This window comes from Streptomyces muensis (assembly GCF_021474425.1).
In the GTDB taxonomy this organism is placed as follows: Bacteria; Actinomycetota; Actinomycetes; order Streptomycetales; family Streptomycetaceae; genus Streptomyces; species Streptomyces muensis.
Genome location: NZ_JAKEIP010000018.1, coordinates 1 through 24888 on the forward strand (window position 1 = coordinate 1; position 24888 = coordinate 24888).

20 protein-coding genes and 1 tRNA gene are annotated in these 24888 nt (G+C 67.8%); 19 read left to right on the forward strand and 2 right to left on the reverse strand.

The features are described from left to right. Positions 1-135 precede the first annotated feature (135 nt). From L0P92_RS07425 to L0P92_RS07440, 4 genes are all read left to right on the forward strand, one after another. Positions 136-1593, forward strand: coding sequence for an MFS transporter (locus L0P92_RS07425; RefSeq protein ID WP_234761718.1), 1458 nt, complete (start codon positions 136-138; stop codon positions 1591-1593). A 44-nt stretch (positions 1594-1637) separates the two neighbouring features. Continuing rightward, the gene (locus tag L0P92_RS07430) at positions 1638-2018 is read left to right on the forward strand and encodes a DUF3291 domain-containing protein (RefSeq protein WP_234761719.1); all 381 of its coding nucleotides are present in this window, start codon (positions 1638-1640) and stop codon (positions 2016-2018) included. Between the two features lie 85 nt (positions 2019-2103). Further along, a complete protein-coding gene (locus tag L0P92_RS07435; protein WP_234761720.1) occupies positions 2104-3159 on the forward strand; it encodes a UDP-N-acetylmuramate dehydrogenase in 1056 nt (351 codons plus the stop codon). Between the two features lie 106 nt (positions 3160-3265). Continuing rightward, positions 3266-3970 (forward strand): DsbA family protein, encoded by a 705-nt coding sequence (locus tag L0P92_RS07440; protein ID WP_234761721.1) that lies wholly within the window; start codon positions 3266-3268, stop codon positions 3968-3970. Between the two features lie 6 nt (positions 3971-3976). On the opposite strand, the gene L0P92_RS07445 is transcribed toward L0P92_RS07440, so the two are convergent. Together L0P92_RS07445 and L0P92_RS07450 are read right to left on the reverse strand one after the other, a co-directional pair. Continuing rightward, positions 3977-5008: an adenosine deaminase gene (locus tag L0P92_RS07445; RefSeq protein WP_234761722.1), complete on the reverse strand. Its 1032-nt coding sequence runs from the start codon at positions 5006-5008 to the stop codon at positions 3977-3979. A 121-nt stretch (positions 5009-5129) separates the two neighbouring features. Then, on the reverse strand, positions 5130-6356 hold the full coding sequence (locus L0P92_RS07450; protein WP_234761723.1) for a pyridoxal phosphate-dependent aminotransferase: 1227 nt from the start codon (positions 6354-6356) through the stop codon (positions 5130-5132). A gap of 283 nt (positions 6357-6639) precedes the next feature. On the opposite strand from L0P92_RS07450, the gene L0P92_RS07455 reads away from it, so the two are divergent. From L0P92_RS07455 to fusA, 15 genes are all read left to right on the forward strand, one after another. Continuing rightward, positions 6640-6712 (forward strand) — tRNA-Trp (locus L0P92_RS07455). Between the two features lie 108 nt (positions 6713-6820). Next, positions 6821-7105: a preprotein translocase subunit SecE gene (gene secE, locus L0P92_RS07460; RefSeq protein ID WP_234761724.1), complete on the forward strand. Its 285-nt coding sequence runs from the start codon at positions 6821-6823 to the stop codon at positions 7103-7105. An 80-nt stretch (positions 7106-7185) separates the two neighbouring features. Next, the gene (gene nusG, locus L0P92_RS07465) at positions 7186-8010 is read left to right on the forward strand and encodes a transcription termination/antitermination protein NusG (RefSeq protein WP_234761725.1); all 825 of its coding nucleotides are present in this window, start codon (positions 7186-7188) and stop codon (positions 8008-8010) included. 179 nt (positions 8011-8189) lie between these two features. Next, positions 8190-8624: a 50S ribosomal protein L11 gene (gene rplK, locus L0P92_RS07470; RefSeq protein WP_028805116.1), complete on the forward strand. Its 435-nt coding sequence runs from the start codon at positions 8190-8192 to the stop codon at positions 8622-8624. Positions 8625-8703: 79 nt separating this feature from the next. After that, on the forward strand, positions 8704-9429 hold the full coding sequence (gene rplA, locus L0P92_RS07475) for a 50S ribosomal protein L1 (protein ID WP_234761726.1): 726 nt from the start codon (positions 8704-8706) through the stop codon (positions 9427-9429). A 130-nt stretch (positions 9430-9559) separates the two neighbouring features. Then, positions 9560-10369, forward strand: coding sequence for an SCO4651 family lipoprotein (locus L0P92_RS07480; RefSeq protein WP_234761727.1), 810 nt, complete (start codon positions 9560-9562; stop codon positions 10367-10369). Between the two features lie 119 nt (positions 10370-10488). After that, positions 10489-11340, forward strand: coding sequence for an SCO4651 family lipoprotein (locus tag L0P92_RS07485; protein ID WP_234761728.1), 852 nt, complete (start codon positions 10489-10491; stop codon positions 11338-11340). A 287-nt stretch (positions 11341-11627) separates the two neighbouring features. Beyond that, positions 11628-12158 (forward strand): 50S ribosomal protein L10, encoded by a 531-nt coding sequence (gene rplJ / locus L0P92_RS07490; protein ID WP_190073632.1) that lies wholly within the window; start codon positions 11628-11630, stop codon positions 12156-12158. A gap of 119 nt (positions 12159-12277) precedes the next feature. Then, positions 12278-12661 (forward strand): 50S ribosomal protein L7/L12, encoded by a 384-nt coding sequence (gene rplL / locus L0P92_RS07495; RefSeq protein WP_234761766.1) that lies wholly within the window; start codon positions 12278-12280, stop codon positions 12659-12661. Between the two features lie 581 nt (positions 12662-13242). Then, a complete protein-coding gene (rpoB, locus tag L0P92_RS07500) occupies positions 13243-16728 on the forward strand; it encodes a DNA-directed RNA polymerase subunit beta (protein ID WP_234761729.1) in 3486 nt (1161 codons plus the stop codon). 97 nt (positions 16729-16825) lie between these two features. Further along, the gene (locus tag L0P92_RS07505) at positions 16826-20725 is read left to right on the forward strand and encodes a DNA-directed RNA polymerase subunit beta' (RefSeq protein ID WP_234761730.1); all 3900 of its coding nucleotides are present in this window, start codon (positions 16826-16828) and stop codon (positions 20723-20725) included. A gap of 300 nt (positions 20726-21025) precedes the next feature. Continuing rightward, entirely contained in the window at positions 21026-21490 is a 465-nt protein-coding gene (locus tag L0P92_RS07510) for a DUF1707 and DUF4190 domain-containing protein (RefSeq protein ID WP_234761731.1), read from the forward strand. A 341-nt stretch (positions 21491-21831) separates the two neighbouring features. Next, positions 21832-22203, forward strand: a complete 372-nt coding sequence (gene rpsL, locus L0P92_RS07515; RefSeq protein WP_003948652.1) for a 30S ribosomal protein S12 — start codon at positions 21832-21834, stop codon at positions 22201-22203. Between the two features lie 2 nt (positions 22204-22205). Continuing rightward, positions 22206-22676, forward strand: coding sequence for a 30S ribosomal protein S7 (gene rpsG / locus L0P92_RS07520; protein ID WP_003998848.1), 471 nt, complete (start codon positions 22206-22208; stop codon positions 22674-22676). Positions 22677-22715: 39 nt separating this feature from the next. After that, complete coding sequence (fusA, locus tag L0P92_RS07525) at positions 22716-24842, forward strand: elongation factor G (RefSeq protein WP_234761732.1); 2127 nt, start codon at positions 22716-22718, stop codon at positions 24840-24842. The last annotated feature ends 46 nt before the right edge of the window (positions 24843-24888 follow it).

A 24888-nucleotide genomic window follows, 5' to 3' on the forward strand; every position in this document is an offset into this window, starting at 1 on the left:
GGCGAGGGGCAGCCGTAAGGGTGGGGGCGGCGTGGATCGCCCGGCCTTTTCATGAGCGTGAAAGTTAGTGATCAATAACTATCCAGACTGAAGAGTCCGTCACAGAAATCGGAACGCATCACCCCTGGGGGAGCGATGTCACACCAGATCGAACAGAACGCACGGCCGGCCGGCCTCCGAGGGGCCGTGTGGGCCCTCGTCATCACCAGCGTCGCCGGGTTCATGGCGGCACTCGACAACCTCGTCGTCACCACCGCGCTGCCCTCGATCCGCGAGGACCTGGGCGGATCGCTGCCCGACCTGGAGTGGACGGTGAGCGCGTACACGCTCACGTTCGCCGTCCTGCTGATGTTCGGCGCGGCCCTGGGCGACCGGTTCGGCCGGCGTCGGCTCTTCCTCGTCGGCATCACGATCTTCACCGGCGCGTCCGCCGTCGCGGCCCTCGCGCCCGGGCTCGACTCGCTCATCGCCGCCCGCGCGGTACAGGGCGTCGGCGCGGCCATCATGATGCCGCTGACCCTGACCCTGCTGACGGCCGCCGTGCCCGCCGCCAAGCGCGGGATGGCGTACGGCATATGGGGTGCCGTCAACGGGCTCGCGGTCGCGTCCGGGCCGCTCATCGGCGGCAGCCTCACCGAACACATCTCCTGGCAGTGGATCTTCTGGCTGAACGTTCCGCTGGGGCTCGCCCTGCTGCCGCTGGCCCGCCTGCGCCTGGCCGAGTCGTACGGCACCGGCTCCCCGCTCGACATCCCCGGCACCCTGCTGGCCAGCGGTGGCCTGTTCGGGATCGTGTACGGCCTGGTGCGCGGCCCCGCCGACGGCTGGACCGGACGCCTGGTCCTGACCGGCCTGTTCGCCGGAGGCGCGCTGCTCGTCGGGTTCGTGCTCTACAGCACCCGGGCCAAGAACCCGATGCTGCCGATGCGGCTGTTCCGCTCCCGGGCGTTCGCCGGGATCAACACCGCGAGCATGCTGATGTTCCTCGGTATGTTCGGGTCGATCTTCCTGCTCAGCCAGTACATGCAGGGTGTGCTCGGCTACTCGCCGACCGAGGCGGGGCTGCGGATGCTGCCGTGGACCGGCATGCCCATGCTCGTCGCGCCGATCGCCGGCATCCTCTCCGACCGCGTCGGCGGGCGCCCGGTCGTCGCCACCGGCCTGTTCTTCCAGGCCGCAGGGCTCGCCTACATGGCCTCCGTGGTCACCGTCGACGCCTCGTACGCCGCGCAGCTGCCCGGACTGATCATCAGCGGCGTCGGCATGGCCCTGTTCTTCGCGCCGGCGGCCAACCTGGTCATGTCCAGCGTCCGAGCCTCCGAGCAGGGCATCGCCTCCGGCGCCAACAACGCGCTGCGCGAGGTCGGCGGCGCGCTCGGTATCGCCGTGATGGCGTCGATCTTCTCCGCGCAGGGCGGCTACGAGACCGGCCAGACCTTCGTCGACGGCCTGCGGCCCGCCCTGGTCACCGGTGCCGCGGTGGTGGCCCTCGCCGGGGTCGCGGCCCTGCTCATCCCGGGCCGGCGCCACGCCGGCGCTGCCGCGGCCGCCCAGCAGCTGCCCGAGCGCGAACTTCAGACGGCCTCCCACTGACACGTCCGACGAGAACAGACACCTGCGACGAGAAAGGAGCGGTCATGCCCACCCTTCCCTGGACCGTGCCGAACCCCGCCCCGCGCGATGCCGAGGTGCATGTCTTCGCCTCACGCTTCGAGACCCGCACCCTCTGGGGAGCGCTCCGCTTCCTCGCCCGTACGCCGGGCGTGTGGCGGCAGGTGAGCCGGGCGCCCGGAGCGTACGGGGCGACCCTGAAGGCCGAGCCGTTCAAGCGGACCTTCTGGACGCTCTCCGCCTGGGAGTCGCCCGCCGCGCTGAAGGACTTCGCCCGCTCGGGCACCCATGCCCCGACCTCACAGGGCCTGTCCGCGCAGATGCGGGACGCGAAGTTCGCCACCTGGCAGGTGACGGGCGAGGACCTCCCGCTGGACTGGGCGGAGGCGCACCGTCGGCTCACCTGAACGGCACGCGCGCGTGCCGCACGCGTCGGCCCCGGCACTCACATGGGTGCCGGGGCTGTCAGTGCCGTCTCGTAGTCTTGGGCGCGTGCAGGAACTCCACGACGCTCCCCTCGCCCCCCTCACCACCTTCCGGCTGGGCGGACCGGCCACCCGCCTGGTCACCGCCACCACCGACGCCGAGGTGATCGACGTCGTGCGCGAGGCGGACGCCGAGGGGACCCCGCTGCTGCTCATCGGCGGTGGATCGAACCTCGTCATCGGCGACAAGGGCTTCGAGGGCACCGCACTCGTCATCGCCACGAAGGGCTTCGAGCTCGACGGCACCACGCTGGAGCTGGCCGCCGGCGAGGTGTGGACCGACGCCGTCGCCCGCACCGTGGAAGCAGGGCTCGCCGGGATCGAGTGCCTCGCCGGAATCCCCGGCTCCGCGGGCGCCACGCCCATCCAGAACGTCGGCGCGTACGGCCAGGAGGTCTCCGCCACGATCACCGAGGTGATCGCCTACGACCGCCGGGCCGGCGAGACCGTCGTCATTCCGAACGCCGACTGTGCCTTCTCCTACCGCCACAGCCGCTTCAAGGCCGACCCCGAGCGCTATGTCGTCCTGCGCGTCCGCTTCCGGCTGGAGGACGCGGGCGGGCTCTCGGCCCCGGTGAAGTACGCCGAGACGGCACGCACCCTCGGCGTGGCCGTCGGTGACCGCGTACCGCTGGCCGACGCCCGCGAGACGGTGCTCCGACTGCGCGCCGGCAAGGGCATGGTGCTCGACGCCGAGGACCACGACACCTGGTCGGCCGGCTCGTTCTTCACCAACCCGATCCTGACCGAGGAGCAGTTCGCGGCGTTCCGCGCGCGCGTGACCGGGCGTCTCGGCGACGGCGTGGAGCCGCCCGCGTACCCGGCGGGGGAGGGGCACACCAAGACCTCGGCGGCCTGGCTCATCGACAAGGCGGGCTTCACCAAGGGCTACGGCACCGGCCCCGCCCGTATCTCCACCAAGCACACCCTCGCCCTCACCAACCGCGGCGAAGCGACCACCGAGGATCTGCTCGCCCTCGCCCGCGAGGTCGTGGCCGGCGTCCGCGAGGCCTTCGGCATCACCCTGGTCAACGAGCCGGTCACGGTCGGCGTCAGCCTGTAGCCGCAGGCCGTCGGGGAATACCCGCGTGCGGCGGCCCACAGGAGCCGCATAGAGTCGGCCTCTGTCGCGCCCAGGGGAGGGCGCGCTGTCGGGGGAGGGGACACCTATGCGGGGCGCAGGACGGCGTCGTAGAGCCGTGATCGCGGCGGTCGTGGTCATGGCGGCCGTAGTCGCCACCGGGTGCGGTCGGCGCGCTGCGGACACGGGGGGCGGGCACGCCGACGCCGAGGAGTACGCGACGGTCTCGCAGATCGCCGAGTCGATCGCCGTGGACGGCACCACCATCCGCGTCGGCTCCACGCGCGCGAGAACCACCGTGCACCTCTACGAGGACATGCGCTGCCCGGTGTGCGAGGAGTTCGAGACCCAGGGAAGCGGTCAGGCCCTGCTCGACCTGGTGATGGCCGGCCGGATCAGAGTGGAGTACACGCTCGCCTCGTTCCTCGACGACAGGGTCGGCGGCCACGGCTCCGAGAAGGCCGCCAACGCGCTGCGGGCCGCGCTGGACCAGGGGCGGTTCGTCGAGTACCACGAGGTGCTCTACGCCCACCAGCCCGAAGAGGTCGTCGACGGCTACACCGACGCGTTCCTGCTGGAGATGGCCTCGAAGGTGGACGGCCTGCGCGGGCCGGAGTTCGACGCCGCGGTCAAAGGCATGAAGCACCGCGACTTCGTCGCCGAGTCCCAGAAGGCGTTCGACGAGTCCGGGGCACCGGGCACCCCCACCATCGAGGTGAACGACCAGCGGCTCCCGCTGTACGAGGGGCTGTTCGACGGGCAGCAGCTGACCGTGCTGCTCACCAGTCTCTGACGCCGTTCAGCCGGCCAGCCAGTCGTCCACCCTCGACAGCAGCTTCGCCTTCATCTCCTCCGGCGCCGCCGACCCCCGCACCGACTGCCGCGCCAGTTCCGCCAGCTCCTCGTCCGTGAAGGCGTGGTGCCGGCGCGCGATCTCGTACTGGGCGGCGAGCCGCGAGCCGAAGAGCAGCGGGTCGTCGGCGCCCAGGGCCATCGGCACGCCCGCCTCGTACAGCGTGCGCAGCGGCACGTCCTCCGGCTTCTCGTACACGCCGAGGGCGACGTTCGACGCGGGACACACCTCGCAGGTCACGCCCTTGTCGGCGAGGCGCTTCAGCAGCCGCGGGTCCTCGGCCGCCCGCACCCCGTGCCCGATCCGGTTCGCGTGCAGGTCGTCCAGGCAGTCACGGACCGAGGACGGGCCGGTCAGCTCGCCACCGTGCGGGGCCGACAGCAGGCCGCCCTCGCCGGCGATGTGGAAGGCGCGGTCGAAGTCCCGTGCCATGCCCCGGCGTTCGTCGTTCGACAACCCGAAGCCGACCACACCCCGGTCGGCGTACCGCACCGCCAGACGCGCCAGCGTGCGGGCGTCCAGGGGGTGCTTCATACGGTTCGCGGCGACCAGGACGCGCATCCCGAGCCCCGTGTCCCGCGACGCCGTCTCCACCGCGTCCAGGATGATCTCCAGAGCCGGGATCAGACCGCCCAGCCGGGGGGCGTACGACGTGGGGTCCACCTGGATCTCCAGCCAGCCGGAGCCGTCCTTCAGATCCTCCTCGGCGGCCTCCCTGACCAGGCGCTGGATGTCCTCTGGCTGCCGTAGGCACGAGCGCGCCGAGTCGTACAGACGCTGGAAGCGGAACCAGCCCCGCTCGTCCGTCGCCCGTAGTCTCGGCGGCTCCCCGCTGGTCAGCGCGTCCGTCAGCGCCTCGGGCAGGCGCACACCGTACTTGTCGGCCAGCTCCAGCAGGGTGGTCGGCCGCATCGAGCCGGTGAAGTGCAGGTGCAGATGGGCTTTCGGCAGTTCAGAGACATCACGTACACGCTCCATTCCAGGATCCTGCCGTACGTGTCCGCAGTCCCGGTAGCCGTTTCCCCTTTAGTGGTCTTGCTCGCACAGACAAACGGGGCACATACCAGAGCTGGTATGTGCCCCGCGCCGATGCGGAACGTCAGTCCCGCGCCTCGGCCAGCAGCTTCTGGATCCGGCTGACGCCCTCGACCAGGTCCTCGTCACCGAGCGCGTACGACAGCCGCAGATAGCCCGGCGTACCGAAGGCCTCACCCGGGACGACCGCGACCTCGGCCTCCTCCAGGATGAGCGCGGCCAGCTCGACCGAGTCCTGCGGGCGCTTGCCGCGGATCTCCTTGCCGAGGAGGGCCTTCACCGACGGGTAGGCGTAGAAGGCGCCCTCGGGCTCGGGGCAGACCACGCCGTCGATCTCGTTGAGCATCCGCACGATCGTCTTGCGGCGGCGGTCGAAGGCCTCGCGCATCTTCGCGACGGCGTCCAGGTCACCGGAGACGGCGGCGAGCGCGGCGACCTGCGCCACGTTCGAGACGTTCGACGTGGCGTGCGACTGGAGGTTGGTCGCGGCCTTCACGACGTCCTTCGGGCCGATGATCCAGCCCACGCGCCAGCCCGTCATGGCGTACGTCTTGGCGACACCGTTGACCACGATGCACTTGTCGCGGAGCTCGGGCAGGACGGCCGGCAGGGACACGGAGACCGCGTCGCCGTAGACCAGGTGCTCGTAGATCTCGTCGGTCATCACCCACAGGCCGTGCTCGACGGCCCAGCGGCCGATCGCCTCGGTGTCGGCCTCGCTGTAGACGGCGCCGGTCGGGTTGGACGGCGACACGAAGAGGACGACCTTCGTCTTCTCCGTACGGGCCGCCTCCAGCTGCTCCACGGAGACGCGGTAGCCGGTCGTCTCGTCGGCGACGACCTCGACCGGGACACCGCCCGCGAGACGGATCGACTCCGGGTACGTCGTCCAGTACGGGGCGGGGACGATGACCTCGTCGCCCGGGTCGAGGATCGCGGCGAAGGCCTCGTAGATGGCCTGCTTGCCGCCGTTGGTGACGAGGATCTGCGAGACGTCGGGCTCGTAGCCGGAGTCGCGCAGCGTCTTCGCGGCGATGGCGGCCTTCAGCTCGGGCAGACCGCCGGCCGGGGTGTAGCGGTGGAACTTCGGGTTCTTGCAGGCCTCGATGGCGGCCTCGACGATGTAGTCCGGGGTCGGGAAGTCGGGCTCACCGGCGCCGAAGCCGATCACCGGACGCCCGGCGGCCTTGAGGGCCTTGGCCTTGGCGTCCACGGCGAGGGTGGCGGACTCGGAGATCGCGCCGACTCGGGCGGAGACCCGGCGCTCGGTGGGAGGGGTTGCAGCGCTCATGGGGCCCATCGTTTCAGACAGGAAACGCGCCCGGCACGGGGGTTTCACAGACTGAACATCAGCTGAACAACCGTGCGGATCCGGGCCACGGCCAGCGGATCTTGCGCCCGGCGACCGCTGATCTTCGGCCGATCTTTCGTCCGACAACCCTCCCACGGGCACTTTCTGTTCGACGGCGCGCCCCGGACCACGTACACTCTCACCTCGTTGGCCATCAGCGGCCCGCAGTCACAGGGTGCACACCGTGCACCCGCCCGGATGCGGTACGTTGGGGGACACACAAAGGGTCGTAGCTCAATTGGTAGAGCACTGGTCTCCAAAACCAGCGGTTGGGGGTTCAAGTCCCTCCGGCCCTGCTACACACACCTTCGCCAGGATGTGTGCGCATGTACGTACAGCAATGCACCGCCGTGCGGCTCAGACCGGGCGCGGCACGGCCACGACCCGGAATCAGGTGAGGACGAGTGACGGACGCCGTGGGCTCCATCGACATGCCTGATGCCCAGGACGAGGCGCCGGAGTCCAAGAAGACCCGTAAGGGTGGCAAGCGCGCCAAGAAGGGCCCGCTGAAGCGACTCGCGCTCTTCTACCGCCAGATCGTCGCGGAACTCCGCAAGGTCGTCTGGCCGACGCGCAACCAGCTGACGACGTACACCACCGTGGTGATCATCTTCGTCGTCATCATGATCGGCCTGGTGACCGTGATTGACTATGGGCTCGACAACGCCGCCAAGTACGTCTTCGGCTGAGCCAAGAGCGAAGGGCGCCGTGGTTACCGGCGCCCCTTTCGCATGTTCCACCCCTATGTATCCAGGAAGAAGCAGCCACCGTGTCTGACCAGAACGTGAACGACGCCATCGAGCCACACGGGCAGGGCGTCGAGTCCGTGGAAGACGAGCTCGACATCGTCGAAGGCGCGGACGAGGACCTGGACGAGGTCGAGGCTGCCGAGGCCGAGGCGGGCGAGCCCGCCGAGGAGGCCGCGCTCCACGTGGAGGACGAGGAAGAGGTCGCCGAGGAGGAGCCGGCCGAGCCGGTCGACCCCGTCGCCGCCCTCCGCGACGAGCTCCGCACGCTGCCCGGCGAGTGGTACGTCATCCACACCTACGCCGGTTACGAGAACCGGGTGAAGACCAACCTGGAGCAGCGCGCCGTCTCGCTGAACGTCGAGGACTACATCTTCCAGGCCGAGGTGCCGCAGGAAGAGGTCGTCCAGATCAAGAACGGCGACCGCAAGACGATCAAGCAGAACAAGCTGCCGGGTTACGTCCTGGTCCGCATGGACCTGACGAACGAGTCCTGGGGCGTCGTCCGCAACACCCCCGGCGTCACCGGCTTCGTGGGCAACGCCTACGACCCGTACCCGCTGACCCTGGACGAGATCGTCAAGATGCTCGCCCCCGAGGCCGAGGAGAAGGCTGCCCGCGAGGCCGCCGAGGCCGAGGGCAAGCCGGCTCCGGCCCGCAAGGTCGAGGTCCAGGTGCTGGACTTCGAGGTCGGCGACTCGGTCACCGTCACCGACGGCCCGTTCGCCACGCTGCAGGCCACGATCAACGAGATCAACGCCGACTCGAAGAAGGTCAAGGGTCTCGTCGAGATCTTCGGCCGTGAGACGCCGGTCGAGCTCTCGTTCGACCAGATCCAGAAGAACTAGGTCCCGCCAGTTCCTTCTGGAGTCACTGCTTCCGCGCAGGTCAGACGGGCTTTCGTAGCCGGTCTGACCTGCTCGGTTTTTAGCCGCGCATCTATACCCGCTATCGTTGTGCGGTATGCCTGCGTCCGGGTTGGTCCCCAGGTGCAGGCAGGACCCGAATCGAAAGGACCCGGAGAGTAATGCCTCCCAAGAAGAAGAAGGTCACGGGGCTCATCAAGCTCCAGATCCAGGCCGGTGCCGCCAACCCGGCTCCGCCGGTCGGCCCCGCGCTGGGTCAGCACGGCGTGAACATCATGGAGTTCTGCAAGGCCTACAACGCCGCGACCGAGTCGCAGCGCGGTTGGGTCATCCCGGTGGAGATCACGGTCTACGAGGACCGTTCCTTCACCTTCATCACCAAGACGCCGCCGGCCGCCAAGATGATCCTCAAGGCCGCGGGCGTGGAGAAGGGCTCCGGCGAGCCGCACAAGACCAAGGTCGCCAAGATCACCGAGGCGCAGGTCCGCGAGATCGCCACCACCAAGATGCCCGACCTCAACGCCAACGACCTGGACGCCGCCGCGAAGATCATCGCCGGCACCGCCCGTTCCATGGGCATCACGGTCGAGGGCTGACCCCAACCCCCCAAGCAGAAGTGAGTGGCAGGGCCTGCTCGGCCCGGACCACAACTCCTAAGAAATCACAGGAGCAGTTGTGAGCAAGCGCAGCAAGTCTCTCCGCGCTGCGGACGCCAAGATCGACCGGGAGAAGCTGTACGCCCCGCTCGAGGCCGTCCGTCTCGCCAAGGAGACGTCCACGACCAAGTTCGACGGCACTGTCGAGGTCGCCTTCCGTCTGGGTGTCGACCCGCGCAAGGCCGACCAGATGGTCCGTGGCACCGTGAACCTTCCGCACGGCACCGGTAAGACCGCCCGGGTCCTGGTCTTCGCGACCGGTGACCGTGCCGAGGCCGCGCGTGCCGCGGGCGCCGACATCGTCGGTGCCGACGAGCTGATCGACGAGGTCTCGAAGGGCCGCCTGGACTTCGACGCCGTCGTCGCCACCCCGGACCTCATGGGCAAGGTCGGCCGTCTCGGCCGCGTCCTCGGCCCCCGTGGTCTCATGCCGAACCCCAAGACCGGCACCGTGACCCCGGACGTCGCCAAGGCTGTCAACGACATCAAGGGCGGCAAGATCGAGTTCCGCGTCGACAAGCACTCGAACCTGCACTTCATCATCGGCAAGGTGTCCTTCGACGACACCAAGCTGGTGGAGAACTACGGCGCCGCGCTGGAGGAGATCCTCCGTCTGAAGCCGTCCGCCGCCAAGGGTCGCTACATCAAGAAGGCCGCGATCAGCACCACGATCGGCCCCGGCGTTCCCGTCGACCCGAACCGCACCCGCAACCTCCTCGTCGAGGAGGACCCGGCCGCGGTCTGAGCCACCGGCTCACCAGGCTCGAAAGCGGGCCCCACACCCTTCCCGGGTGTGGGGCCCGTCCCCTTGTCCCACCACGTTTGTCAGTGCCCTGGGTTAACGTGCATTCACGGGATTCGCACAGGGGGGACGAATGACGAGCACGAGGGTGCGCCGGTCGGCGTTCTGGGTCGCGCTGCTGACCGCGCTGACGGCCCTGGCCGCCTGCACCTCCACCGACCGCCCCGACGAGGCGGAGCGCACCGGGCCGGCCCGCGCCGTGACAGCCGCCCTGCGCACCGTCGAACGGTCCACCGACCGGGCGGAGTCCGCTCGCGTCAGATCCACCACCACCATCGGCTCGACGCTGTCCATGAAGGCCGACGGCACCCTCGCCTGGGCCGACGACCTCACCGGCACCCTGACGATCACCTACACCGGCGGCACGACGGCAGAGGCGATGCGCCGCCTCGGGACCACCTCGATGGAGGCCCGCTACCTCCCCGACGCCTATTACGCGCGCATAGGCGAGGCGTTCTCCGCCAAGACCGACGGTAAGCACTGGATCAAGTACGCCTACGACGACCTGGACGACCTCGCCGGCAGCTCCGGAGCGGACCTGGCCGCCCAGATGCGCGGCCAGGCCCCGCACACCTCGGTGCAGCGGCTGCTGTCCTCCACGGACGTAAGGAAGGTCGGCGAGGAGACGGTCGGAGGCGTGCGCACCACGCACTACTCCGGGACGGTGCGGGCGGAGGGCGGCACCAGCGAACAGACCGTCGACATATGGGTGGACGGCCGGAACCTGCTGGTCAAGAAGGTCGAGCAGGGCCGCACGGCCACCGGGCGGCTGACCCAGACCGCGTACTACAGCGACTACGGCGTGAAGGCCAGGGTCGAGAAGCCTCCCGCGGCGGACACGGCGGACCTCAAGGAGCTGCTGAAGGGCTCGGCGGGCCGCTGAATTCGCAGGAGTGTTCCCGTCGCCTGGGATACGCTCCCGATCTTGCTGTGCGCCGACCACGCATCAGCCATGTGTGCGCACCAGCCGCGCACCAGCCCTGTGTTCCTTGGGGGGAATCAGTGAGTCTTGCCGTACGTGCCGTCCTGCCTGCCGTGGTTCTGCCGGCCGCCGTGTTGCTGCTCGCGGGCTGTGGGACGGGAGCCGGTGCGGAGGAGTCCGCGGGCTCGTCGGCCGCCGAGGCCGTCGCGCGGGCCGCTGAGCGGACCGAAGGGCTCACGTCCCTGCACTATCGCGTGACCGGCCGGTTCCCGGAGCGGGGGCGGATAGCGGACGAGGGGGCCGTCCGCAGGAAGCCGCTTCAGGCGCGGCTCACGACGGTCAACCTGAGCGGTGCCGAGAAGGGCAGGACCGAGCTGCGGCTGGTCGGCGGGGTGCTGTACGGCAGCGCGCCCGACGACATGGTCGAGAAGATGGGCGGCCGGCACTGGATCAGCTACGGCCCGAACGAGAAGTTCACCACGGACAGCGGCCTGCGCATGGACGTGGGCAGCCTGCGCGACCAGGTCGGCCGCAACCCGGTGCGGGAGGCCGCCTTCCTGGCCGACGCCGAGGACGTGAGGCGGGTCGGCGCCGAGAAGGCCGGGGGCGCCGACACGGCGCACTACGCGGGCACGGCCACGGTCGACGAGCTCCGGGCCTCACTCAAGGGGATCAAGGACAAGGCCGTCCGGGAAGGGCGGGCGAACAGCCTCGACCAGTACGAGAAGGCGGGCGTGGACGAGCTCACCCTGGACGTGTGGGTCGACCGCGACGACCACGTCAAGCAGCTCCGCACCCAGGGCTTGGGTCGCCACGGCGCGCTCGACCTCACCTTCACCTTCCTCGACCAGGACAAGCCGGTGACCGTCCGCGCGCCGCACGCCGGCGACACGGCGGACCTGCGCAAGCCGCTGGAGAAGAGCCGGAGCTGAGGGCCGTAGGGGCGGATTTGCTTGACGGCGATTCCGTCCCGTACTCTCCTACAGAAGCCAAAGACCGCTGGTCGTTGCCGTGTGCTCGTACGAGGGCGCGGTGGCCGAAGGATCCGCTGAAATTCGCGGACGACCCGCGCAGGTGACTGTGGAAGTGCTCCCGGAGTTCGCTGCCCAACAGCGTGCGAGTCCCGGTCGAGCTACGCCCCGTGCGCCTGCGCCGGGGCGTTTCGTTTATGCAGCCCCTTCTGAGCGGTCCTCATCACCCGGAAGGAGGCCGACGCTCTATGCCGACGCCCGACAAGGCTGCCGCGGTAGCCGAGCTCACGGACAAGTTCCGCAGCTCGAACGCCGCCGTGCTGACCGAGTACCGGGGTCTCACCGTGGCCCAGCTCAAGCAGCTGCGCCGTTCGCTCGGTGAGAACTCCGAGTACGCCGTGGTGAAGAACACGCTGACCAAGATCGCGGCCAACGCGGCCGGGATCAACACGCTCGACGACCTGTTCAACGGTCCGACGGCGGTCGCCTTCGTCACCGGTGACCCGGTGGAGTCGGCCAAGGGTCTTCGTGACTTCGCCAAGGACAACCCGAACCTCGTCATCAAGGGCGGTGTCCTTGACGGCAAGGCGCTGTCCGCCGACGAGATCAAGAAGCTTGCGGACCTCGAGTCCCGCGAGGTTCTGCTCGCCAAGCTGGCGGGCGCTCTGAAGGGCAAGCAGACGCAGGCTGCTCAGGTCTTCCAGGCGCTCCCGTCGAAGCTCGTCCGCACCGTGGACGCGCTTCGTGCCAAGCAGGACGAGCAGGGCGGTGCCGAGTAACTCGGCTCGCGCATTGACCGCCGCCTGAGGCTCCCGGCCTGAGGCAGGGGTCGTAGCGGGCCACGTACGCCCGCCAGACATGTACATCCGGCACCAGCCGAATTAGTGGAAGGAAAGCCATCGTGGCTCTCACCCAGGACGAACTGCTCGCCGAGTTCGAGGGCATGACCCTCATCCAGCTCTCCGAGTTCGTGAAGGCGTTCGAGGAGAAGTTCGACGTCACCGCCGCCGCCGCGGTCGCCGTCGCCGGTCCGGCCGGTCCGGCCGCCGCCGCCGAGGCCCCGGAGGAGAAGGACGAGTTCGACGTCATCCTCTCCGGCGCCGGCGACAAGAAGATCCAGGTCATCAAGGTCGTGCGTGAGCTGACCTCCCTCGGCCTGAAGGAGGCCAAGGACCTGGTCGACGGTGCGCCGAAGCCGGTTCTGGAGAAGGTCAACAAGGAGGCCGCGGACAAGGCCAAGGAGGCCCTCGAGGGCGCCGGCGCGTCCGTCGAGGTCAAGTAAGACCCCTCCGGTCGAGTACGACCTCCGCGCTTGCTGAAAGCAGCCTCCTGAGGCTGTAACGCAGTCGCACCGAAGAGCGATCATCCATTCGGGTGGTCGCTCTTCGGCGTTCCTGGGGGCGCGGCCACGGTTACCTTGCGCCCGCTTCGGCGAGGGGTATGGTGATCTTCGTCGTGTCTCCGGGAGCCCCTGGGTTCGGGCATGGGGGCCTTGACGAACCGCACGCAGCGCGCAATTCTCAGGACGCGTCGTCACAAGGATCCGAATCCGAGGCATGGATCGGCGGCGAAGAGGGCAGTATCAACGTGCATTGAGGGCAAGCATGCCGAGGGCGTTGAGAACAACGAGGGTCGCGAAAAACCCGCACTGGACATCAGTGTGCCAAGTGGCTACACTGACCCTTTGCGCTGCCTGTTAGCTGTCCCCTGCCCGTCACCAGGGGCATGCCCTCGCTTGAGCACCGATGACCGGACCACCCTGACCTGGCCATTCTTTGGTCGGAGAAGGAAACGCCTGTCTCTGTGCCCCGGTGAGGGGCCGGTACGCGCGTAGTGAGTCCGAGCCCTCGGAAGGACCCCCTCTTGGCCGCCTCGCGCACTGCCTCGACCGCGAATACGAACAACGGCGCCAGCACCGCCCCGCTGCGCATCTCTTTTGCAAAGATCAAGGAGCCCCTCGAGGTTCCGAACCTGCTCGCGCTGCAGACCGAGAGCTTCGACTGGCTGCTCGGCAACACCGCCTGGCAGAGTCGGGTCGAGGCGGCTCTGGAGTCGGGTCAGGACGTCCCCACCAAGTCCGGTCTGGAGGAGATCTTCGAGGAGATCTCCCCGATCGAGGACTTCTCCGGGTCGATGTCGCTGACGTTCCGCGACCACCGTTTCGAGCCGCCGAAGAACAGCATCGACGAGTGCAAGGAGCGCGACTTCACGTACGCCGCCCCGCTCTTCGTGACGGCTGAGTTCACCAACAACGAGACCGGCGAGATCAAGTCCCAGACGGTCTTCATGGGCGACTTCCCGCTCATGACGAACAAGGGCACCTTCGTCATCAACGGCACCGAGCGTGTCGTGGTGTCGCAGCTGGTCCGTTCGCCCGGTGTCTACTTCGACAGCTCGATCGACAAGACGTCCGACAAGGACATCTTCTCCGCCAAGATCATCCCGTCCCGGGGTGCCTGGCTGGAGATGGAGATCGACAAGCGCGACATGGTCGGTGTGCGCATCGACCGCAAGCGCAAGCAGTCCGTGACCGTACTGCTCAAGGCTCTCGGTTGGACGACCGAGCAGATCCTTGAGGAGTTCGGCGAGTACGAGTCGATGCGCGCCACCCTGGAGAAGGACCACACCCAGGGCCAGGACGACGCGCTGCTCGACATCTACCGCAAGCTGCGTCCGGGCGAGCCCCCCACGCGTGAGGCCGCGCAGACGCTGCTGGAGAACCTGTACTTCAACCCCAAGCGCTACGACCTCGCCAAGGTCGGCCGCTACAAGGTCAACAAGAAGCTGGGTGCGGACGCTCCGCTGGACGCGGGCATCCTGACCGTCGAGGACGTCATCTCGACGATCAAGTACCTGGTGAAGCTGCACGCCGGCGAGACCGAGACGGCCGCGGACAACGGCCAGACGATCGTCGTCGAGACCGACGACATCGACCACTTCGGCAACCGTCGTCTGCGCAGCGTCGGCGAGCTCATCCAGAACCAGGTCCGCACGGGTCTGGCTCGTATGGAGCGCGTCGTGCGTGAGCGCATGACGACCCAGGACGTCGAGGCGATCACACCGCAGACCCTGATCAACATCCGGCCGGTCGTCGCCTCCATCAAGGAGTTCTTCGGCACCAGCCAGCTGTCGCAGTTCATGGACCAGAACAACCCGCTGTCGGGGCTCACCCACAAGCGCCGTCTGTCGGCTCTTGGCCCGGGTGGTCTCTCCCGTGAGCGGGCCGGCTTCGAGGTCCGAGACGTGCACCCCTCGCACTACGGCCGTATGTGCCCGATCGAGACGCCCGAAGGCCCGAACATCGGTCTGATCGGCTCGCTCGCCTCCTACGGCCGGGTCAACGCGTTCGGCTTCGTCGAGACGCCGTACCGGAAGGTCGTCGACGGCCAGGTCACCGACGAGGTGGACTACCTGACCGCCGACGAGGAGGACCGCTTCGTCATCGCGCAGGCCAACGCCACGCTCAACGACGACCTGCGGTTCGCCGAGGCCCGCGTCCTGGTCCGCCGCCGTGGCGGCGAGGTCGACTACGTCGGTGGCGAGGACGTCGACTACATGGACGTCTCGCCGCGCCAGATGGTGTCGGTCGCGACCGCCATGATCCCCTTCCTCGAGCACGACGACGCCAACCGTGCCCTCATGGGCGCGAACATGATGCGTCAGGCCGTGCCGCTGATTAAGTCCGAGTCCCCGCTCGTCGGCACCGGCATGGAGTACCGCTCCGCCGTCGACGCCGGCGACGTGGTCAAGGCCGAGAAGGCGGGTGTGGTCCAGGAGGTCTCCGCGGACTACATCACCACCGCCAACGACGACGGCACGTACATCACGTACCGCCTGGCCAAGTTCGCCCGCTCCAACCAGGGCACCTCGGTCAACCAGAAGGTCATCGTCAACGAGGGCGACCGGATCATCGAGGGCCAGGTCCTCGCCGACGGTCCGGCCACCCAGAACGGCGAGATGGCCCTCGGCAAGAACCTGCTCGTGGCGTTCATGCCGTGGGAGGGTCACAACTACGAGGACGCGATCATCCTGTCGCAGCGCCTCGTGCAGGACGACGTCCTCTCCTCGATCCACATCGAGGAGCACGAGGTCGACGCCCGTGACACCAAGCTCGGCCCCGAGGAGATCACCCGGGACATCCCGAACGTCTCCGAGGAGGTCCTCGCCGACCTCGACGAGCGCGGCATCATCCGTATCGGTGCCGAGGTCATCGCCGGTGACATCCTCGTCGGCAAGGTGACCCCGAAGGGTGAGACCGAGCTGACGCCGGAGGAGCGCCTGCTGCGCGCGATCTTCGGTGAGAAGGCCCGTGAGGTCCGTGACACCTCGCTGAAGGTGCCGCACGGCGAGACCGGCAAGGTCATCGGCGTCCGCGTCTTCGACCGTGAAGAGGGCGACGAGCTGCCGCCGGGCGTGAACCAGCTGGTTCGTGTCTACGTGGCGCAGAAGCGCAAGATCACCGACGGTGACAAGCTCGCCGGCCGGCACGGCAACAAGGGTGTCATCTCCAAGATCCTGCCGATCGAGGACATGCCGTTCCTGGAGGACGGCACCCCGGTCGACATCATCCTCAACCCGCTGGGTGTGCCGTCCCGAATGAACCCGGGACAGGTCCTGGAGATCCACCTCGGCTGGCTCGCCAGCCGCGGCTGGGACGTCTCCGGTCTCGCGGACGAGTGGGCGCAGCGACTCCAGGCGATCGGCGCCGACTCGGTCCAGCCGGGCACCAACGTCGCGACCCCGGTCTTCGACGGTGCCCGTGAGGACGAGCTCGCCGGTCTGCTGCAGCACACCATCCCGAACCGCGACGGCGAGCGCATGGTGCTCCCGACCGGTAAGGCGCGGCTGTTCGACGGCCGTAGCGGTGAGCCGTTCCCGGACCCGATCTCGGTCGGCTACATGTACATCCTGAAGCTGCACCACCTGGTCGACGACAAGCTGCACGCCCGTTCGACCGGCCCGTACAGCATGATCACCCAGCAGCCGCTGGGTGGTAAGGCCCAGTTCGGTGGCCAGCGATTCGGCGAGATGGAGGTGTGGGCGCTGGAGGCTTACGGCGCCGCGTACGCCCTCCAGGAGCTGCTGACCATCAAGTCCGACGACGTCACCGGCCGCGTGAAGGTCTACGAGGCCATCGTCAAGGGCGAGAACATCCCCGAGCCCGGCATCCCCGAGTCCTTCAAGGTGCTCATCAAGGAGATGCAGTCGCTCTGCCTGAACGTGGAGGTGCTGTCCAGCGACGGTATGTCCATCGAGATGCGTGACACCGACGAGGACGTCTTCCGCGCTGCGGAGGAGCTCGGCATCGACCTGTCCCGGCGCGAGCCGAGCAGCGTCGAAGAGGTCTGACGGGAGTCCGGCGGGGCCCTCACCCACAGGGCCCCGCCGACCCCCAGGCCCCCGTTTCAGACCAAAGACTCACGACCCTGAGAGGGATTGACGCATAGTGCTCGACGTCAACTTCTTCGACGAGCTCCGGATCGGCCTGGCCACCGCTGACGACATCCGTCAGTGGAGCCACGGCGAGGTCAAGAAGCCCGAGACCATCAACTACCGCACGCTCAAGCCCGAAAAGGACGGACTCTTCTGCGAGAAGATCTTCGGTCCGACCCGGGACTGGGAGTGCTACTGCGGCAAGTACAAGCGTGTCCGCTTCAAGGGCATCATCTGTGAGCGCTGCGGCGTCGAGGTGACTCGCGCCAAGGTGCGCCGTGAGCGGATGGGCCACATCGAGCTGGCCGCGCCCGTCACGCACATCTGGTACTTCAAGGGTGTCCCGAGCCGGCTGGGCTACCTGCTCGACCTGGCTCCCAAGGACCTTGAGAAGGTCATCTACTTCGCGGCGTACATGATCACGTACGTCGACGAGGAGCGCCGTACCCGCGACCTGCCCTCTCTGGAGGCGCATGTCTCCGTGGAGCGTCAGCAGGTCGAGAACCGCCGGGACGCCGACCTTGAGGCCCGCGCCAAGAAGCTCGAGACCGACCTGGCCGAGCTGGAGGCCGAGGGCGCCAAGGCCGACGTGCGCCGCAAGGTGCGCGAGGGTGCCGAGCGCGAGATGAAGCAGCTGCGTGACCGTGCGCAGCGCGAGATCGACCGTCTCGACGAGGTGTGGACCCGGTTCAAGAACCTCAAGGTCCAGGACCTGGAGGGCGACGAGCTCCTCTACCGCGAGCTGCGTGACCGCTTCGGCACGTACTTCGACGGTTCGATGGGTGCCGCGGCGCTGCAGAAGCGCCTGGAGTCCTTCGACCTCGACGAGGAGGCCGAGAAGCTCCGCGAGATCATCCGTACGGGCAAGGGCCAGAAGAAGACCCGCGCCCTGAAGCGGCTGAAGGTCGTGTCTGCCTTCCTGCAGACCTCCAACAGCCCCAAGGGCATGGTCCTCGACTGCGTCCCGGTCATCCCGCCGGACCTTCGCCCGATGGTGCAGCTGGACGGTGGCCGCTTCGCGACCTCCGACCTGAACGACCTGTACCGCCGTGTGATCAACCGGAACAACCGACTGAAGCGCCTTCTCGACCTCGGTGCGCCCGAGATCATCGTCAACAACGAGAAGCGCATGCTCCAGGAGGCCGTCGACGCGCTGTTCGACAACGGCCGTCGTGGTCGCCCGGTCACCGGTCCCGGTAACCGTCCGCTGAAGTCCCTCAGCGACATGCTGAAGGGTAAGCAGGGTCGATTCCGTCAGAACCTGCTCGGTAAGCGTGTGGACTACTCCGCGCGTTCCGTGATCGTCGTCGGTCCGCAGCTGAAGCTGCACCAGTGCGGTCTGCCCAAGGCGATGGCGCTGGAGCTCTTCAAGCCGTTCGTGATGAAGCGCCTGGTCGACCTGAACCACGCGCAGAACATCAAGAGCGCCAAGCGCATGGTGGAGCGCGGCCGCACGGTCGTGTACGACGTCCTCGAAGAGGTCATCGCCGAGCACCCGGTTCTGCTGAACCGTGCTCCCACCCTGCACCGCCTCGGCATCCAGGCCTTCGAGCCGCAGCTGGTCGAGGGCAAGGCCATCCAGATCCACCCGCTCGTCTGCACCGCGTTCAACGCGGACTTCGACGGTGACCAGATGGCCGTGCACCTGCCGCTGTCCGCGGAGGCGCAGGCCGAGGCCCGCATCCTGATGCTGTCCTCGAACAACATCCTCAAGCCCGCCGACGGCCGTCCGGTGACGATGCCGACCCAGGACATGGTCCTCGGTCTGTTCTTCCTCACCACCGACGGCGAGATGCGGGACGTCAAGGGTGAGGACCGCGGCTTCTCCTCCGTGGCCGAGGCGATCATGGCCTTCGACGCGGGCGAGCTCTCGCTCCAGTCGAAGATCGACATCCGCTTCCCGGTCGGCACCATCCCGCCGCGTGGCTGGACCCCGCCGGCGCAGGAGGAGGGCGAGCCGGAGTGGCAGCAGGGTGACAGCTTCCGTCTGAAGACCACGCTCGGCCGTGCGCTCTTCAACGAGCTGCTGCCCGAGGACTACCCGTTCGTCGACTACGAGGTCGGCAAGAAGCAGCTCTCCGAGATCGTCAACGACCTCGCCGAGCGCTACCCCAAGGTCATCGTGGCGGCGACGCTCGACAACCTGAAGGCGGCCGGCTTCTTCTGGGCGACCCGTTCCGGTGTCACCGTGGCCATCTCCGACGTCGTCGTTCCCGAGGCGAAGAAGGAGATCGTCAAGGGCTACGAGGCGCAGGACGAGAAGGTCCAGAAGCAGTACGAGCGCGGTCTGATCACCAAGGACGAGCGCACGCAGGAGCTCATCGCGATCTGGACCAAGGCGACCAACGAGGTCGCCGAGGCGATGAACGACAACTTCCCGAAGACCAACCCGATCTTCATGATGGTGAACTCGGGTGCACGAGGCAACATGATGCAGATGCGTCAGATCGCCGGTATGCGTGGTCTGGTGTCGAACGCGAAGAACGAGACGATCCCGCGTCCGATCAAGGCGTCGTTCCGTGAGGGCCTGTCCGTGCTGGAGTACTTCATCTCCACGCACGGTGCCCGTAAGGGTCTGGCGGACACCGCTCTGCGTACCGCCGACTCGGGTTACCTCACCCGTCGTCTGGTCGACGTCTCCCAGGACGTCATCATCCGCGAGGAGGACTGCGGCACCGACCGTGGCCTCAAGCTGGCCATCGCCGAGCGTGGCGCCGACGGCGTCCTGCGCAAGGCGGACAACGCCGAGACGTCCGTGTACGCGCGCTGCCTCGCCGAGGACATCGTCGTGGACGGCAAGGTGCTCGCCCCGGCGGGCGTCGACCTCGGTGACGTCCTGATCGACGTCCTCGTCGGCGCGGGCGTCGAGGAGGTCAAGACCCGCTCGGTCCTGACCTGTGAGTCCGCCGTCGGCACCTGCGCGATGTGCTACGGCCGTTCGCTCGCCACCGGCAAGCTGGTCGACATCGGTGAGGCGGTCGGCATCATCGCCGCCCAGTCCATCGGTGAGCCCGGTACCCAGCTGACGATGCGTACCTTCCACACCGGTGGTGTGGCCGGTGACGACATCACCCAGGGTCTGCCGCGTGTCGTCGAGCTCTTCGAAGCCCGTACCCCGAAGGGTGTCGCCCCGATCTCCGAGGCCACCGGCCGCGTGCGGATCGAGGAGACCGAGAAGACCAAGAAGATCGTCGTCACCCCCGACGACGGCAGCGACGAGACGGCGTACCCGATCTCGAAGCGTGCCCGACTCCTGGTCAGCGAGGGCGAGCACGTCGAGGTGGGCCAGAAGCTCACCGTGGGTGCCACCAACCCGCACGACGTGCTGCGCATCCTGGGCCAGCGTGCCGTCCAGGTCCACCTGGTCGGCGAGGTCCAGAAGGTCTACAACTCGCAGGGTGTGTCGATCCACGACAAGCACATCGAGATCATCATCCGGCAGATGCTGCGCCGCGTGACGATCATCGAGTCCGGCGACGCCGAGCTGCTGCCCGGTGAGCTGGTCGAGCGCTCGAAGTTCGAGACCGAGAACCGTCGTGTGGTCCAGGAGGGCGGTCACCCGGCCTCCGGTCGTCCGCAGCTCATGGGTATCACCAAGGCCTCGCTGGCCACGGAGTCCTGGCTGTCGGCGGCGTCCTTCCAGGAGACGACGCGAGTCCTCACGGACGCGGCGATCAACGCCAAGTCCGACTCGCTCATCGGCCTCAAGGAGAACGTCATCATCGGTAAGCTCATCCCGGCCGGTACGGGCCTGTCCCGCTACCGCAACATCCGGGTCGAGCCGACCGAGGAGGCCAAGGCCGCGATGTACTCGGCCGTCGGCTACGACGACATCGACTACTCGCCGTTCGGCACGGGCTCCGGCCAGGCCGTTCCGCTGGAGGACTACGACTACGGTCCGTACAACCAGTAAGGCGTACGTCCACTGAAGGGCGGTCACCCCTCGGGGTGGCCGCCCTTCGGCGTTCCCGGACCTCTCCCCGGAACCCTCCCTGGAATCGCCTCCGGGTCTTCTCCGGGTAGCACCCCGATGCCGGGAACGCCCGTGCGGCGCATCATGGAAGGACTCCGACCAGTACGGGGGAGGTGCCCCATGACATATCCGTCGTGGCAGGGGAGCGGTGCTCCGCGGCCGTGGCAGGGGGGTCAGGCGCCGTTGCGGTGGCAGGGCGGTCATGGGCCGCAGGCGTGGCCGGGCTGGGGTGGGGCGGTGATGCTCGCCTCGCATGCCGACCGTGAGCGGGCCGTGGACGTGCTCAGGGCGGGGTTCGGTGAGGGGCGGCTGGAGAAGGGCGAGTTCGACCAGCGGATCGAGCGGGCCTACGCGGCTCGTACGGTGGGTGAGCTGGCCCTGCTCGTCGCCGACCTCCCCCAGGGGCCGCTGCCGCAGCCGGTGCCCGTCACGCCCGTGCCTCGGACCTTTCTGCCGCTGCCGCGGCCGCGGACCAACGCCAAGGCCGTCGGGTCCGCCGTCTGCGGGGTGCTGTGTGTGGTGAGTTTCGGGCTGACCGGGATTCCGGCGGTGGTGCTGGGGCACTCGGCCCGGTCCGAGATACGGCGCACCGGGGAGGGCGGTGACGCGCTCGCCCTGACCGGGCTGGTGCTCGGGTGGCTGTCGACCGCGGGCTGGGCGGTGCTGCTGACGCTGATGCTCGTGGCCGCCGCGCTGTCCGTCTAGGCCGGCGCGGGAGTGGTCCGGGAGGTGGCCCGATGTGCGCGAATAGCCGATTCGAAGATCGAACACGTCGTGTGGTCTTGACATCGGCCGTATGGCGATGCGGGCGAGGCCCATTTGTTTTGACCGTAGCGTTTGAGGTAGGTACGCTCAGACCTTGTGCCTGGGGTGTGCCCTGGCTCTCGTGCGTGCCTTCAACCGCATAGCGAGCTGTGAGCGGCCACCGTAATCTGTGCTCTTTTCGCCTCGCGGCGGGAGTCCGCCGGATTCGACACACCCGACCGCGTGGGTCGGCGACGTTCCAGGTTAGCTTCACCATTCGGCACACAGAAACCGGAGAAGTAGTGCCTACGATCCAGCAGCTGGTCCGCAAGGGCCGGCAGGACAAGGTCGAGAAGAACAAGACGCCCGCACTCGAGGGTTCCCCTCAGCGTCGTGGCGTCTGCACGCGTGTGTTCACGACCACCCCGAAGAAGCCGAACTCGGCCCTGCGTAAGGTCGCGCGTGTGCGTCTGACCAGCGGGATCGAGGTCACCGCTTACATTCCGGGTGAGGGACACAACCTGCAGGAGCACTCCATCGTGCTCGTGCGCGGCGGCCGTGTGAAGGACCTGCCGGGTGTTCGCTACAAGATCATCCGTGGCTCCCTCGACACCCAGGGTGTCAAGAACCGCAAGCAGGCCCGTTCCCGCTACGGCGCCAAGAAGGAGAAGTAAGAATGCCTCGTAAGGGCCCCGCCCCGAAGCGCCCGGTCATCATCGACCCGGTCTACGGTTCTCCTCTGGTCACGTCGCTCATCAACAAGGTGCTGCTGAACGGCAAGCGCTCCACCGCCGAGCGCATCGTCTACGGCGCCATGGAGGGCCTGCGCGAGAAGACCGGCAACGACCCGGTCATCACGCTGAAGCGCGCTCTCGAGAACATCAAGCCGACGCTTGAGGTCAAGTCCCGCCGTGTCGGTGGCGCGACCTACCAGGTGCCGGTCGAGGTCAAGCCCGGCCGTGCCAACACCCTGGCGCTGCGCTGGCTGGTCGGTTACTCCCGCGCCCGTCGCGAGAAGACCATGACCGAGCGTCTCCTCAACGAGCTCCTCGACGCCAGCAACGGCCTCGGTGCCGCGGTGAAGAAGCGCGAGGACACGCACAAGATGGCCGAGTCCAACAAGGCCTTCGCGCACTACCGCTGGTAGTCGCTACCCACATCGAGACCGAGAGAAGACTGAAGCCTTATGGCTACCACTTCACTTGACCTGGCCAAGGTCCGCAACATCGGGATCATGGCCCACATCGACGCGGGCAAGACGACCACCACCGAGCGGATCCTGTTCTACACCGGTGTGTCGTACAAGATCGGTGAGGTCCACGACGGCGCCGCCACCATGGACTGGATGGAGCAGGAGCAGGAACGTGGCATCACGATCACGTCTGCTGCGACCACCTGTCACTGGCCGCTCGAGGACAACGACTACACCATCAACATCATCGACACCCCGGGGCACGTCGACTTCACCGTCGAGGTGGAGCGTTCCCTGCGTGTGCTCGACGGTGCCGTGACGGTGTTCGACGGTGTCGCCGGTGTCGAGCCGCAGTCCGAGACGGTGTGGCGTCAGGCCGACCGTTACGGCGTGCCGCGTATCTGCTTCGTCAACAAGCTGGACCGTACCGGCGCCGAGTTCCACCGCTGCGTGGACATGATCTCGGACCGTCTGGGCGCCCAGCCGCTCGTCATGCAGCTCCCGATCGGCGCCGAGGCCGACTTCAAGGGCGTCGTGGACCTGGTCCGCATGAAGGCGCTCGTGTGGTCCGCCGAGGCCGCCAAGGGCGAGATGTACGACGTCGTCGACATCCCGGCCACGCACACCGAGGCCGCCGAGGAGTGGCGCGGCAAGCTGGTCGAGGCCGTCGCGGAGAACGACGAAGAGATCATGGAGCTGTACCTGGAGGGCCAGGAGCCCACCGAGGAGCAGCTGTACGCCGCGATCCGTCGCATCACCATCGCGTCCGGCAAGTCCAGCGACACCACGGTCACCCCGGTGTTCTGTGGCACCGCGTTCAAGAACAAGGGCGTCCAGCCCCTGCTCGACGCGGTCGTGCGCTACCTGCCGACCCCGCTCGACGTCGAGGCCATCGAGGGCCACGACGTCAAGGACCCCGAGGTCGTCGTCAAGCGCAAGCCGTCCGACGAGGAGCCGCTGTCCGCGCTGGCGTTCAAGATCATGAGCGACCCGCACCTCGGCAAGCTCACCTTCGTCCGGATCTACTCCGGTCGCCTGGAGTCCGGCACCGCGGTGCTGAACTCCGTCAAGGGCAAGAAGGAGCGCATCGGCAAGATCTACCGCATGCACGCGAACAAGCGTGAGGAGATCGAGTCGGTGGGCGCCGGCGACATCGTCGCCGTCATGGGCCTGAAGCAGACCACCACCGGTGAGACGCTGTCCGACGACAAGCAGCCGGTGATCCTGGAGTCCATGGACTTCCCGGCGCCGGTCATCCAGGTCGCCATCGAGCCCAAGTCCAAGGGTGACCAGGAGAAGCTGGGTGTCGCCATCCAGCGTCTCGCGGAGGAGGACCCCTCCTTCCAGGTCCACTCGGACGAGGAGACCGGCCAGACCATCATCGGTGGTATGGGCGAGCTGCACCTCGAGGTGCTGGTCGACCGTATGCGCCGTGAGTTCAAGGTCGAGGCCAACGTCGGCAAGCCGCAGGTCGCCTACCGCGAGACGATCCGCAAGGCCGTCGAGCGCGTCGACTACACGCACAAGAAGCAGACTGGTGGTACCGGCCAGTTCGCCAAGGTGCAGATCGCGATCGAGCCGATCGAGGGCGGCGACGCCAGTTACGAGTTCGTGAACAAGGTCACCGGTGGCCGTATCCCGAAGGAGTACATCCCTTCGGTCGACGCCGGTGCGCAGGAGGCCATGCAGTTCGGCATCCTGGCGGGCTACGAGATGACGGGCGTCCGCGTCACGCTCATCGACGGTGGCTACCACGAGGTCGACTCCTCCGAGCTCGCGTTCAAGATCGCCGGTTCGCAGGCCTTCAAGGAGGCCGCGCGCAAGGCGTCCCCCGTGCTCCTTGAGCCGATGATGGCCGTCGAGGTCACCACGCCCGAGGACTACATGGGTGAGGTCATCGGCGACATCAACTCCCGCCGTGGTCAGATCCAGGCCATGGAGGAGCGGGCGGGTGCCCGCGTCGTGAAGGGCCTCGTGCCTCTCTCGGAGATGTTCGGTTACGTCGGCGACCTGCGCAGCAAGACGTCCGGCCGTGCCAGCTACTCCATGCAGTTCGACTCCTACGCCGAGGTTCCGCGGAACGTCGCCGAGGAGATCATCGCGAAGGCCAAGGGCGAGTAACGCACCGCGTTCACACGCTTTAGGCTTGACTCCGGAGCCTTGAGGG

Coding starts and splice junctions, on each gene's coding strand:
- rplJ (WP_190073632.1), top strand. CDS start 11,628: ATGCCGACGCCCGACAAGGCTGCCGCGGTAGCCGAGCTCACGGACAAG.
- rpsG (WP_003998848.1), top strand. CDS start 22,206: ATGCCTCGTAAGGGCCCCGCCCCGAAGCGCCCGGTCATCATCGACCCG.
- rplK (WP_028805116.1), top strand. CDS start 8,190: ATGCCTCCCAAGAAGAAGAAGGTCACGGGGCTCATCAAGCTCCAGATC.
- L0P92_RS07510 (WP_234761731.1), top strand. CDS start 21,026: ATGCTCGCCTCGCATGCCGACCGTGAGCGGGCCGTGGACGTGCTCAGG.
- L0P92_RS07480 (WP_234761727.1), top strand. CDS start 9,560: ATGACGAGCACGAGGGTGCGCCGGTCGGCGTTCTGGGTCGCGCTGCTG.
- L0P92_RS07430 (WP_234761719.1), top strand. CDS start 1,638: ATGCCCACCCTTCCCTGGACCGTGCCGAACCCCGCCCCGCGCGATGCC.
- L0P92_RS07440 (WP_234761721.1), top strand. CDS start 3,266: ATGCGGGGCGCAGGACGGCGTCGTAGAGCCGTGATCGCGGCGGTCGTG.
- L0P92_RS07425 (WP_234761718.1), top strand. CDS start 136: ATGTCACACCAGATCGAACAGAACGCACGGCCGGCCGGCCTCCGAGGG.
- fusA (WP_234761732.1), top strand. CDS start 22,716: ATGGCTACCACTTCACTTGACCTGGCCAAGGTCCGCAACATCGGGATC.
- L0P92_RS07450 (WP_234761723.1), bottom strand. CDS start 6,356: ATGAGCGCTGCAACCCCTCCCACCGAGCGCCGGGTCTCCGCCCGAGTC.
- L0P92_RS07445 (WP_234761722.1), bottom strand. CDS start 5,008: ATGGAGCGTGTACGTGATGTCTCTGAACTGCCGAAAGCCCATCTGCAC.